The organism is Aneurinibacillus soli (assembly GCF_002355375.1).
GTDB lineage: Bacteria > Bacillota > Bacilli > Aneurinibacillales > Aneurinibacillaceae > Aneurinibacillus > Aneurinibacillus soli.
The window spans coordinates 1,972,358-1,985,062 of record NZ_AP017312.1 but is presented as its reverse complement, the minus strand read 5'-3'; the positions used below and the strand labels follow the sequence as shown (position 1 = coordinate 1,985,062).

The 12,705-nt window shown below is 41.6% G+C and carries 13 protein-coding genes; 2 read left to right on the top strand and 11 right to left on the bottom strand.

Features of this window, described 5'->3' with window-relative positions; translation table 11 throughout:
• Position 1: 1 nt before the first annotated feature.
• The 4 genes from CB4_RS10040 to CB4_RS10025 form a co-directional block, all read right to left on the bottom strand.
• The gene (locus CB4_RS10040; protein ID WP_231956215.1) at positions 2-1,111 is read right to left on the bottom strand and encodes a hypothetical protein; all 1,110 of its coding nucleotides are present in this window, start codon (positions 1,109-1,111) and stop codon (positions 2-4) included.
• A 77-nt stretch (positions 1,112-1,188) separates the two neighbouring features.
• The gene (locus CB4_RS10035; RefSeq protein WP_231956214.1) at positions 1,189-1,944 is read right to left on the bottom strand and encodes a CsxC family protein; all 756 of its coding nucleotides are present in this window, start codon (positions 1,942-1,944) and stop codon (positions 1,189-1,191) included.
• A 188-nt stretch (positions 1,945-2,132) separates the two neighbouring features.
• A complete protein-coding gene (locus tag CB4_RS10030) occupies positions 2,133-2,939 on the bottom strand; it encodes a CsxC family protein (protein ID WP_096465524.1) in 807 nt (268 codons plus the stop codon).
• 183 nt (positions 2,940-3,122) lie between these two features.
• Positions 3,123-3,956, bottom strand: a complete 834-nt coding sequence (locus CB4_RS10025) for a CsxC family protein (protein WP_096465522.1) — start codon at positions 3,954-3,956, stop codon at positions 3,123-3,125.
• A gap of 178 nt (positions 3,957-4,134) precedes the next feature.
• Here CB4_RS10025 and CB4_RS10020 point away from each other — a divergent pair, with 178 nt between their 5' ends.
• Both CB4_RS10020 and CB4_RS10015 read left to right on the top strand, forming a co-directional pair.
• Positions 4,135-5,316 carry a ParM/StbA family protein gene (locus CB4_RS10020; protein WP_096465520.1) on the top strand — a complete coding sequence of 394 codons (1,182 nt, stop codon included), beginning with the start codon at positions 4,135-4,137 and terminating at the stop codon, positions 5,314-5,316.
• An 11-nt stretch (positions 5,317-5,327) separates the two neighbouring features.
• A complete protein-coding gene (locus CB4_RS10015; RefSeq protein ID WP_096465518.1) occupies positions 5,328-5,681 on the top strand; it encodes a hypothetical protein in 354 nt (117 codons plus the stop codon).
• 41 nt (positions 5,682-5,722) lie between these two features.
• Here CB4_RS10015 and CB4_RS10010 read toward each other — a convergent pair whose 3' ends face one another.
• The 7 genes from CB4_RS10010 to CB4_RS09980 all read right to left on the bottom strand — a co-directional run bounded on the left by CB4_RS10010 (position 5,723) and on the right by CB4_RS09980 (position 12,621).
• On the bottom strand, positions 5,723-7,126 hold the full coding sequence (locus CB4_RS10010) for a UDP-N-acetylmuramoyl-tripeptide--D-alanyl-D-alanine ligase (RefSeq protein ID WP_096465516.1): 1,404 nt from the start codon (positions 7,124-7,126) through the stop codon (positions 5,723-5,725).
• Positions 7,123-7,851, bottom strand: a complete 729-nt coding sequence (gene cuyB, locus CB4_RS10005) for a cysteate racemase (protein WP_096467704.1) — start codon at positions 7,849-7,851, stop codon at positions 7,123-7,125. Before cuyB ends, CB4_RS10010 begins: the two co-directional genes overlap by 4 nt.
• Positions 7,848-9,194: a YheC/YheD family endospore coat-associated protein gene (locus CB4_RS10000; RefSeq protein WP_096465514.1), complete on the bottom strand. Its 1,347-nt coding sequence runs from the start codon at positions 9,192-9,194 to the stop codon at positions 7,848-7,850. Before CB4_RS10000 ends, cuyB begins: the two co-directional genes overlap by 4 nt.
• A gap of 133 nt (positions 9,195-9,327) precedes the next feature.
• Positions 9,328-9,867 carry an HPP family protein gene (locus tag CB4_RS09995; RefSeq protein ID WP_096465512.1) on the bottom strand — a complete coding sequence of 180 codons (540 nt, stop codon included), beginning with the start codon at positions 9,865-9,867 and terminating at the stop codon, positions 9,328-9,330.
• A 169-nt stretch (positions 9,868-10,036) separates the two neighbouring features.
• The gene (locus CB4_RS09990) at positions 10,037-11,389 is read right to left on the bottom strand and encodes a HAMP domain-containing sensor histidine kinase (RefSeq protein WP_096465510.1); all 1,353 of its coding nucleotides are present in this window, start codon (positions 11,387-11,389) and stop codon (positions 10,037-10,039) included.
• On the bottom strand, positions 11,386-12,066 hold the full coding sequence (locus CB4_RS09985) for a response regulator transcription factor (protein ID WP_096465508.1): 681 nt from the start codon (positions 12,064-12,066) through the stop codon (positions 11,386-11,388). The genes CB4_RS09990 and CB4_RS09985 overlap by 4 nt, the downstream gene beginning before the upstream one ends.
• 108 nt (positions 12,067-12,174) lie before the next feature.
• A complete protein-coding gene (locus tag CB4_RS09980) occupies positions 12,175-12,621 on the bottom strand; it encodes a MarR family winged helix-turn-helix transcriptional regulator (RefSeq protein WP_096465506.1) in 447 nt (148 codons plus the stop codon).
• Between the last annotated feature and the right edge of the window lie 84 nt (positions 12,622-12,705).

The window sequence follows — 12,705 nt, the reverse complement described above, 5'->3', positions numbered from 1 at the left end:
GCTAAGGGTTATTTTTTCTACTATAAGAATTCAAGTTCACATATTGATTTTGCGAGAGAGTAATGGATAGGTTTACTTCTGCATCGAAAGCAAGCGTACTCGTCTCAATCCTCGTAACCGAAACAACCTGAATGTGGTCAATATCATAGTGAACCTCTTCGGCAAACGTTTCAAACATTTCTCGATGAACCTCGAATTCTCCGTCACCCTCATGCGTGTGGAATGTATACTCTTCGTATTGTTTATGTGGCCAGTCAGGCCGATTTATCCATGTAATATTTGTAGTTTTACTCCAAGGTATGTTGATTTTTTCCTGCATAATGTTGTGATTAGGCCCTTCCTTGACATACTCCACGTTAGCTATCAGAATCCCCTTCAAATATACAACGTTTGAATGAGGATACACCTGTCCTTTTATTTCTTTAACTGCCCAATCCACTCGATTAATGGATGTCATTGGGGTTGCTACTGAATAACAGCTTTGCACAGTTAACTCGGTATTCACATTAGCAAGTAATACGGGGACCTTTATGATCATCGGCTGAACATCCAGTTCCTGTTCACTCTCAATCACATCAGGAAAAAGATCAGGTTCTGCATGGATATCTGTTATCTCTATCTCTTCTTTACATACTTCAGACATATTTTCTTGCTCGAATTCATCAGTAGTTGTTTCGTTCACTGACTCAATGGAATCATTAGAAGAGGAATCTTCTTCTATTTCTTCCTCGATTATTTCATTATGCCCCGAGTGAAGCGTACTTTCATCAATTTGACTTTCTTCGTCTGATGCAATGACGTTATCATTCGTTTCATCAAAAATCCCCATACCCGGAAAAGTTGAAATATCAAGGTTGATTGCCCGATTACTACTTTGTCTACGAGATTGCTCCGTCCGTTCTTGCTGCCCTGACTGACTCTGTTGCATTCTCCGGCTATCGATCCTGGAGGGAGGTAAACGGACAGGTTGGGCGACAAAAGAATCTTTTTTCTTTTCTGCTGGATCACTTATAACAGCCTGGTTGATGTAGAGAAGAGGGGCGAGGCTGTTCTCCTTTGGATTCCGTCTTTTCCTGGGTACTTTCTGTTCTGATTTTCTCCGATTGCTCATAGTAGTATGGAACAGATCGTAAAGACGTCCGTTCCATTCCCCTCCCCTCCTCATCATAGGTTCAGATTATAAACGATTTAGTCCCTATTGGTTGTTGAACAAATACGGACTTGCTGCTCCTGAAGTACTTTTACAGTAAGATCAAGAACCATCTTCTCCTCTACCGTTGTAAAATACCCTTCTCCGATTGGTGTATGGTCCGATAGCGGCATGCGATCGATTGCTTCATCCCACTCTATGATATTGCTGTATACGAGTTCACAGAAGGGAAGTTCATTATAATGCTGGCGACTGGTTTGATGGAATTGAGAAAGATCATTGGAAAGCAGGTGATCTTTTTCCGGGTGCCCTGAAGGGAGTGATGATTTGTGAAAGAAATCAAACTCTTGCCGCTTGTTATACTCGGGAGCGATCGGGTCAACCAAAAACTTTTTGATCTCGGTTACACAATGGAACGGTATGTCTATGGTAAAAGAATGTAGAGTAGATGAAATAGAAGACGAGGTGGATGATTCTATCTTCGGTGCAGGGCTTGCATATTGAATGTTTTTACGAACAAAGCCCTTCAAAAAGAGTTTATTTGTAGGCAGCAAAAGACGGCATTGCGTAAGTTTTACTGTTTTTTTGATGTCCTTAATTTCAAGCACCGCTTCCGGGAACGTGATCGTAGCATCCATATTTACTTGAACCGTCAGCTCTGCCAGGACAACAGGAGTTTTCATGATAACGCTACCTATGGTGACAGAAGGATGCACCGGCTTACTCTCACAATCAGGCTGGGTAGCTGACACCATATGTTTAGAATCAACATTACTGTCACACGAATTAGACATTCCTTTTTCCCCCTAATCATAATCTCGATAATCTATCGTATGCAGGACAAATGACTATGTATAGGCGAGTGCCCATGGGCATTCGCGGAAAAAACGGGCGTTTACCTATTCATATGAATGGAGAACAAAACAGGAAACGGGGCTATCACCCTCTCGTCTATTTAGACTTTTGGGTCAGCCCCACTCACTTATTTGGAACAATCTGCTTCTTCTTTGTGACTCCAGTCCCCAAAGCCTGAGGAACCTCTATTCGTTGCTGAACAAATGCGGACTTGCTGCTTCTGAAGTACTTTTACGATAAGGTCAAGAACCATCTTCTCCTCTACCATTGTAAAATACCCTTCTCCGATTGGTGTATGGCCTGGCAGAGGCATACGGTCGATTGCCTCATCCCACTCTATGATATGGCTATATACGAGTTCACAGAAGGGAAGTTCATTATAATGCTGGCTACTGGTTTGATGGAATTGGGAAAGATCATTAGAAAGTAAATGATCTTTTTCCGGGTGCCCCGAAGGAAGTGATGATTTGTGAAAGAAATCAAACTCTCGACGGTGATTGAATTCTGGCGAGATAGGCTCAGTCAAAAACTTATGAATCTCAGTTACACAATCGAATGGAATATCTACGGTAAAAGAATGTAAATCAGATGAGATCGAGCGATTTGAAGATGGGCTAATTTCGGGCGCAGGGCTTGCGTACTGAATATTTTTACGTACAAATCCCTTAATAAACAGTTTTTTTGTAGGTAATAACAGACGGCACTGCGTAAGTTTCACCGTTTTTTTGATGTCCTTAATCTCAAGCACCGCTTCCGGGAACGTGATCGTAGCATCCATGTTCACTTGTATGTTCAGCTCCGCCAGGACAACAGGAGCCGTCATCACTACGTGTCCGATCGTTACGGAAGGATGTACAGGTTTGTTTTCACAATCAGGCTGGTTGGCTGAAATCATACGGTTATTTTTACGATCATGTTCGCATGAATCAAACATTTCATTTCCCCCTTAGATTTACGATACTGTATGCTATTCCGTACAAATGACTATGTATAGGCAAATGCCTCTGGGCATTCGCGGAAAAAGCAGGCGAAAACCTATTAGGATTACTCTACAAGACGTAAACAACATAAAAATAAGCACCCGAAGGAAGGTGCTTATTTTATGACCTGGTGAAGGTTATGATTTAAACCCGGATATGATTTGATTTTGAAATACATTAACTGTGAATTGTACTCGCATTTTTTCCACTACATTAGTGAACACACCTTCACCAACATTTGCATGATTGAAAGTCTCACGATTTGTCGATTCATCCCATTCTAGGATTCGGCTGTTCACTAATTCACAGAATGGAAATGGATTGTAATGCTGAGTACTTAGTTGATGGAATTGAGACAAATCGTTTGATAATAAGTGATCTTTCTCCGGAAAACCCATGCCTAAATCCCGGGACCTGAAGAAATCAAACTCTCTACGCGCATTAGTAACAGGACGGATTGGTTTGTTTGTAAATCGCTTAGTAATAGGAGATGAACACTGGAAAGGAACATCACAAGTCAAGGAACGCAGGTCAGATCTGACACAACTATGGTCTGGATGGTCTGGATGATGCGAGTCTGGATGATGCGAGCCTGGATGATGGTGATCTCCCATCATTGGTGTAGCGTATTGAATATTTTTACGCACAAAACCTTTGATAATTAACAAATCATCGTGACGATGACGATCATCATCGTCGTCACGATCATCATCATCAGTGTCGGCCGGGCTTAAGAGTAGAGCACATTGAGTAAGCTTGATAACTTTTTTGGCATCTTTGATCTCTAGAACAGGGTCAGGAAAATGAATATTCGCAGATAACGTTGTACGAATTTGAAATTGGCCTAGCAGGACAGGGACACTCGCTCTAGTAACAGTCCTAGAGTGAACCTGTAATTGTTTATTATCACATTCTTCAACGGAAGCTGTAGGGTTAAAGTGAATTGGCCCTTGATTTTCACAAGAAGACATTTAGTTTCCTCCTCTAAATTTAGGATACTTTATCTTATGCTTTATGGAATCATCGGTATAGACGTATATAACAGGGACACTAGCTGATTTTAGTGGATTACGGACGGGTTTCTTTCTGGATGGGTACTTGCACATCTGCCCTCCGTTGCTGCATAGGATTCAAAAGGAGGTGGGTATAATGGATAACAATCAATTTATGGCTGTTGATTTAGGAAACAGCTGGTACAAAATGTTGGCATGCACCAACGGGCAATTTTCCGAATACCAGCTGCCTAATGCCATCGCTTTGTATGATGACCAATTTTATGAAAAGCCGTATGATGAAGACGATGCCCTGTTAGAAGAGAACCTAATCGTAGAAGTTAAAAGCCAGGCCATTTTGGATAAGAGAGAAATCTTCTATATCGGAAAAGCAGCAACAAGACAGCGAAACGTTAGTCTGACATCCTTCAATAATCAAAAGGTAGACGAAGACCGTACCTATATTCTCCTTTTCGGACTCGCAGCGTACCACGCATTTCTACAAAATCCTGAAACAACTGAACTGACCTATGAAATCGATCAACTGGCTGTTTCTTTACCTACAACGCAATATAAGGAGAAAAAAGAACTTGTTAAACATCGTCTGCTCGGAACACACTCTGTCATTCTCCACAAAATCCCCGGAGTTATTGAACCCAAAGAAGTTTTGATTAAACTTCATATCAAAGATGTCATTGTAGGTTCTGAGGGAGCCTGTGCATACTTAGGACTTACGAGAGACGTAGAAACGTTAGGAATTAAAGATGATTCCCTTATCAAAGAATCTCAAAAGGGGATTATTATTGGTGATTTAGGTGGAGATACCGTTGATTTCGTAGGGATTAAAAATAATAAGCCGGTAGCGTCCGTTGAGGGAGAACCGTTTGGAATCAATTTATTTCTTGATAGCATTATCCAGAAAGTGAGTAAAAACGAGCTATATAAATTTGATTCCCGGTCTGAATTGGAAGAAAAGCTATTCGCAGGTCCATCCGAATGGTATGTTGAGCCATTCGCCGGGGTCAAAAAAGATATAAGTAAATATGTTATACCACAACTAAAATTAATGGCCATGAAATACCTAGAATTATTTGATCGCGTGCGGAACAGTTCAAGTGAAATTAAAGGAGCCACTCGCTACATTGCTGTTGGGGGAGCTGCTAAACTTGCACAAAGACAAATACAGGAAGCAGCCGTCAAATGGATGGAAAAAGGAAGGCCAATCGATTTACTGTTTCCAGAAAATCTTGAGAGGTTAAATGTTTTAGGTCTCATGATTCTTGCAAAAATAAATCATGCTAAGAAAAACCCTCAATTTGCGGAAGCCATCACAAAATAAAGGGTGATCACATGACTCGGCTTTATTCTGAATCTGTCAGTATCCCCAGGGAATATATTGATGTCAAAACGGGAATCGAGCATCCTGTCTCTCCAAAAGTTCAGGAGCAAATTGACTATCATTCTAGAAATCGTACACTAACACACCTGATTCTATCTGCTCTTCATGAATATCTGGAACCCAAATTGTCGAAGGGATCGTATGATGAAATTATGCAGGAATTACTGGAAATCAAAAAAATAATGAATCAGGGAATTTCAATAAATTCTTTCCCAAATACGTACAGAACTCCAAACCCTTCTTCTCCTGTAACTAGCCTCGATCCAAAAGACATAGAGGAACTATTAGATGCATTCGGTGGATAATGTTGTTACAATCAATAAAACCATGCAGTAGCTGCATGGTTTTATTGATTGTTTTCCATTCTAATCCACTGCATAAATTTTTGGAAGGCATGGTCTTTTGACAATCGAAATTTATAAGGGAATTTAAGTAAAACAAGTGAATTCTTCTTCAAAAACGGCGTTACGGCTTGTTGGACTTCCTCTGCTGTTTCACAATAACTGATCCGCTTTTTACTCACTCCTAACTTCTCTGCTTTCTGCCCAATGAGACGAGCTTCCCCGATGACGATTACGTGGTCAACAGCAGCTGCCTTCACATGATACGCCATATTATCATATTCATCCTTGGCATTATCACCCAATTGTGGCATGTAACCTAAGACTGCAATTTTTTGGCGCTTTTGCGCTGTATCCGTAAGCACTTTTAATGAAGAGGTCATGGAAGGCGGCGTACAGTTCCATGTATCATCAATAAGCGTGCAACCTTTAGGACCTTTCAAGAATTCTAAATGTTGCCGAACCTGTCTAAACTCAGATAAGCCTTGAATGGCTTGCTCTACGTTTCCGATAATGGAAGTAGCTGCGGCTAAACAGGCCAGTGAATTGAGAACATTATGTTCGCCATAGCCTGATACAAATACGGGATACTTCTGATTATCCTTTCGTAACGTATAGCTCATGCCCCCTTCCTCATAACGAATATTCTTCGCCTGGAAGTGCGCACGTTCTGACGTCCCAAAATACACAATCTCCCCTTGAAATGATGATACATCAATTTTGCCGATGTTTTCATCGTCTGCGTTAAGAATAAGCGTTCCCTGAGGATGAATTCCCTTCACCATTTCTTTTTTAGCCTTTATATAGTTGTCAAACGTTTTGCATCCTAGTAAATGATACACGCCAATATTCAAGATAATTCCGATTTGTGGTTGAAAATGCCGACAACTATTTTCGATACATCCAGGATGAGAAACCCCCATCTCATAAACAGCTGCTTCTGTTTGTTCATCAATCTCCATTACATAAGGAAGGTTATATGATAAACTGTTTTTTCCATCAAAGGTAGACTGTACGCAGTAATTTTGAGATAGAACCGTTTTCAGCATTTCCGTAGTCGTCGTTTTTCCACACGTTCCGGTAACTCCAATAACAGGAATATCGAATAGCCCTCGATAAAACTCCACAAAGGCCCAGTAGGCCTGCTCGATACTCTTCACATAGACCACACTTATCTTTCTTGCCACCTTCCCTTCCATTCGCCAGGGATGATCCGTAACGATAACGACAGAGTCTCTAAAAGGAAACATGTTCCAGTCAGTCAACGTAGGATAGACATCAAAAAACAAGCTGTTTTTTTGAACCTCATCCGGCTCCGTCGTTACGTTTATAATTTTTTCATCTATATTTCCTTGAAGAAGCTTTCCTTTCATAATTGGGAGGATTTCTCCTAGTGATAGAGATTTCATTCATTTTCCCCCTTCTTTAAAACCGCATCTTCTTGTGCTAACGTAATGGCATGTTTCGCTATCATGAGTGTAGGATCTAGTTTGAGAATCGGTTCATACAAATACGGAAACAGTAATGGAATTTCGGTACAAGCTCCCAGCACTGCTGAAGTTCCTCTTATCCGATCATATTTTTCAAGCATCTTATTCATTTCAGGGATCCACTTATTACTCTCAATGATAGATGCCTTTACATCCTGAATGGCGAAATCAATCACTTTTTGCTCCTCAGGCTCAGGTAACTGTAAGGGTAATCCTTTTTGAAAAAAAGCTTGTTGATAAAGTTTCTTCTGAATCGTAGCTTTAGATGCCAGTAAGAGGATCGAACCCTGTAACTGACTGTAAAACTGTTCAATGTAAGAAGCAGCGTGTTCAATCATACTATATAGTGGAATACGAATCTGAGATTGTATGTCAGAAAGCCAATAATGCGCTGTATTACAAGGCATAATCAGAAAATCAGCACCTGCTTTTTCTAATTTTTGTGCTGATCTCACTAGCTCGAATAAAGGACTTTTCGTCCCTTTTAGGATGGCATCCATGCGGGACGGAATAGAGGGGTTGTTATAAATAAGGATAGGAATATGCTGTTGATCCGCCGTAGCCGGAGTATGCGTAACAATCTTCTCAAATAAATCGACGGTTGCCATCGAACCCATTCCACCGATAATTCCGATGGTTTTCATCCACTGTGTTCCTTCCATCCTGCAAGACCTTTTAAATAGAGCAGATGGTGAAGTAGAACTTGTAAGTATGCTCGTTTGTCGCCTGCGTCAAGAGCAAGCGTAGGATCTGGATTATTATGTTGAATTTCCAAAATCCACAAGCCTCCCTGTTTATCCAATCCGATATCGACGCCCATATTTCCACAATGTACATCTGATTGATCTAAAATTTCTCCAATATCATACGCCAATTGTTTCATGCTCCGTACCACGTGGTTTGTTTGTTTTTCGGTAAATTTAAGCACTTTTTTCAAAAAGTTCTCACCTTTATAAGCATTTCCACCGGCAGAAATGTTACTGACTACACTCCCCCTTGATCCACACCTAGCAAAAAAACCCACATCTTTCCATTCTCCTTCCTGATTCCTTACCATAAGTATGCGAAAATCTACAATACGATCGCTCCAAGTAATAAGATCAATTGTTTTTTGAAGCAAACAGGAGTATGCTGATAGATTTTCATTTATTGATAATGTTAGCTCATGGGGCTTCTGAACAAGTAGTTGATGATTTCTTCCCTTATCTCGATACGAGATTCGTGTGCCCTTTGATGTTTTTCTGACTCTTGCCACGCCTCTCCCTCTTGAACCTGTAAGGGGTTTTACATAGAAGTCACTATTTTCTTCTAAAAAGTCCACGAATTGTTCTGCACGCTGGAATAATTGAGTGGGAGGTAAATAGGCGTTTACTTTGGAGTTGCGTAACAGCTGATGCATCTCCCACTTGTCATAATTGAAGTTGTTAAAAAACGTATTTCCTCCCGTCGTGACTTTAAAATGTTGTCTACATGTATACGGAATCATCCGACTCATAATGAAAAACGATGATGGATACCCAAAATCGCCCTGGTCCCATTCCTTAGTCTGGGGATTATACACGTACCCATTAATTGTTTGCTTATATGGATTCACATTGGACATACAAAAAGCTAAAATCGTCCCCCCCACTTTACTATAGTGATTTACATATGGTTCCAAACGCCGTAAATACGTTACGAATTTATCGTCTGTTAAGCTCAGTAAAAAACCAATAAAAGGCCCAATTCGTATCTCATCTTCAACATGAATTAATTCATACAGGGAACTTACAGGAATCATAAGCTCATTCATTATATTTTGAGATAATACAAGTGTATCTTTCTCTTGCTGTTCTGAGATCAAAATATTGACTAAGTGAGATGAATTCCCATAACGAAGAGTTTTTTTTTCCGTTTTAGAAACGCCTATTTTTTCTGCTATCTGGCAAGGAAGTAACAAGTGGTCATTTGTATTCGGATCTATTTGGATTTTGTATCGTACACTCATCAAACACACCCCTCACTTTTCCATCTCAATCTAAAACCTTATTATCAATGATATTAAAGAAGGGGCCATTTTGTTAAAACAAAGAAAGCAACTGACTGAGGTGAATCAGTCAGTTGCTTTCTTTTACAGATTTCTATAGTAGCAAGTATAGTGCCCCAACAATAAAATTGATACTTCCCTCTCCAAAAATTCCATACCAGTGATATTGTGGTTGTTTATGCGCTAAAATAGGGATTACATTCACGGCATCTTTTGTTTTTTCAACTTGTTGAATCACCCACAGTGTTACCAAAAGACCAAGTAAAGAACACGATACCGATAATGGAAAAATCCAAACAGATGGCGGCTTCGAAAAATACGGAACTAAAGATACTGCTAAAATAGGGGCAGCATTCCAATTAAACTTTTGGATCATCCAAATGATAACAAACGATGTCAGGAAAAACGAGACGAAACCAGAATTCACAAAGTATAACGAACTGCCAATTGTCGATGCCAATATAGCGCCACCAACAATCTTGTATACGTTTTTTTTATCAGTTGAACGGGACATGAACAGAAAGCTGAAGGCAGCTAAAGTAGGATAAAAAACCATATGCAGCGCAGGCGTACGAAAAGAAAGCCAATACGTGAATAAAAGATAAACACAAATGATGACAGATTTGATAAGCATGTTAGAGCACCCTTTGACTTAGAGAAATAATGGGAAACTAAATCGTGTAATCGTAAAACAAAGTAAACAAATAGACTTTTTACTTTACATAATTTTTAGTATACGGTCTACTATTTAACTTGTAAATAGTAGATTCCAAAACGATTATCTCTTCGATACAAAGACCGCTCTACTCAACTGTCATCCGCAAATAAAACGCTACTCCTCCATCCTCATTCTCGACCCACACATCCGTACCGTGCAGCTCGGCAATCTGCCTCACAATCGTCAGTCCCAGACCAAACTGCCCTTTCTTGCCTTTATAAAACGGCATGAACAATGTATCCTTCACATCAGACTCTATCGAGCCGCCGTCATTCCAGAACCGAAGCAGAACGCGTGATTGGTCTTCTTCCTGCACCATTTTCAGCGTCACGGACGCTTTCTGGGCCGCGTGGCGGATCTGATTATCAAGCAAGTTCTCAATGGCAATGCTTAATTGTTCGTCATCGCCTCGTACACAGGCAGCGACTATATCAATCTCCCATTCAATATCAAGTCTTCGCACACGCAGGCGGGCGATGACATCTTCCACGAGCAGGCTTAAATCTACCGTGGCCATCTCATGTTCGCGACTCGCCAAGTAATCAAGCTTCGTCAGGTACAGCAGACTACGAATGCGCTTCTCAAGCCGTTCGGATTCTTCTTCAATTACACCAATCGAACCGTCCAGATTACCTTTCGGAAAAATCCCGTCCCGAATCGCCTGTGCATAGCTGCGAATAACCATGACCGGTGTTTTTAATTCGTGAGAAATATGCTGAAGAAAGGACTGCTGAGCTTCATCCTGCTTGATAAGCCGCCTGCGCATCCGCTCAATCGATTGGCCCAGTCTTCCAAGCTCATCTTTGCGGTTCACATCGAGCGGCTCGTGCCATTTTCGATCCGCGATCTGCTTCACGTGCTGCTCCATCATCCGCAGCGGGCGGGATAAATAGCGAGCAAGCCAGAGTGCGAACGGGATACCGACAAGAAGCACCAGTCCCATAATGCTAACGAGCTGGCGCAGCAAGGAACGATTCATCTCTGTCTCATACGCACCTGTTATATAAGAAACGAGAGATACAGACTGTCCACCGACCTTCTCACTCCGAATCATATAGTAAAGCTGTTGATCCTGCACATTTTGCTCATACTTCTTCGTACCTGTCTTCTGCTTGGCAACTTCGTCCACGATCTTAGCGAGCACTTCTGGCGGCAGGTGATGCGGTGTCAGCATAACAAGTTCATTATCCATGAAAATAAGATGCTTCACATCCCGTTTCTCACGATCAGGTGGCGGTGGCCGTTTTTCCGGATTTTCTCCGTTCACAACCCGGTGTTCCCAAAGAATGTTCTGCGCATCCGAAATACGGGCATACATATCGTCCACAAAAAATGGCCGCAGCATCCACGGTACAAGCAGCACAACAAGGACCGCAATGCCAAGCATAAAAGCAGCGAACGCTGTCCAGATTTGAATCGCAAGCGGCTGGTTTTTCATAGTTGGACCATCCGGTAGCCGTATCCGTAGATTGTCTCGATGCGCAGCTCTGGCATCTTCTTCCGCACCCGACGTATCAGGTCATCCACTACCCGGTCCGTACCGAAGTAGTCTTCCCCCCAGATGCGGCGCAAGATTTGTTCCCGCGCAAATGCCTGCCCCTGATTTTTAGCATACAGCAGCAGTAAGTCAAACTCTTTTGATGTCAATTCAACTTCTTTATTATCCTGCGTCACAACACGCTTCGTTTCATCGATTGTATACGGTGCGATATGAAGCACATTACCTGCTTCTGCCACAAGCGGAGCAGCATTGTATATCCGACCAAGCAGCCGCTTAACCCGAATGACCAGCTCACGCGGCAAGAACGGCTTCGGCAAATAGTCATCACTTCCCATCTCAAGCCCGATCACACGATCAAGCTCGGCATCTCGCGCAGAAATAAAAATAACGGGAACATCTGGTGCCTGTGCTTTGATCTCACGAATAAGCTGATATCCATCCACATCCGGAATCATAATATCAAGAATCCACAAATCCGGCTGCTTGGCAATCGCCCTCCGCGCATCGCCTCCATTTAAAAAAGAAGTAACATCCCAGCCTTCGTTCCGTAAATACGTTGCCAGGAGCTCATTTAAGTTTTGTTCGTCTTCTACCAAATAAATGCGGTATGGCAATCGTCTCACCTCACTCTTTATGCAACAGATCCTTTGTCTTCCTAGCATACGGTGACATTGCGGAGAAATTATCAACAGATCGTGGGAAATTATGAAAAATAGGTAGGCTTATTCCTGACCTTGAAACTCATTCTGCACATTAGCCGCAATGCGAGAAAGAAACCCTTTCAACAACTCCCTTTCTTCCTCAGACATACCAGCCAGCGACACCTTCACTACCGCTTCTTCAATTGGAGCTAACATTTCCCGTAATCTTTTCCCTTCATCTGTTAGATGTACGAGCATCGATCTTCTATCTGTACTGTTTTTTTCTCGTCTAACCAGTCCCTTTTTTTCTAACAGGTCAATAATCCGCGTCACATTCGCCTGGTCTTTTTCTATGCGCTCGGCTAAATCCTTCTGTGTAATTCCATTCTCTTCTCCTAGTTTAGCCACTAAAACCCACTGCTCTGTGGTAATATCATACGGTTTGAATTTCGATAACAAAAAGTGACTTAATTTCCGCTGGGTGTTACTCAGAATAAACCCGAGCGACTCATCAATTTTATAAGACACAGAACAGAAACCCCTCTCATACCAATATTATACCAATCATAGTTCTCCTCCTCCTAATTGGTCAAGGAAAGGAGAAAAGGGCAA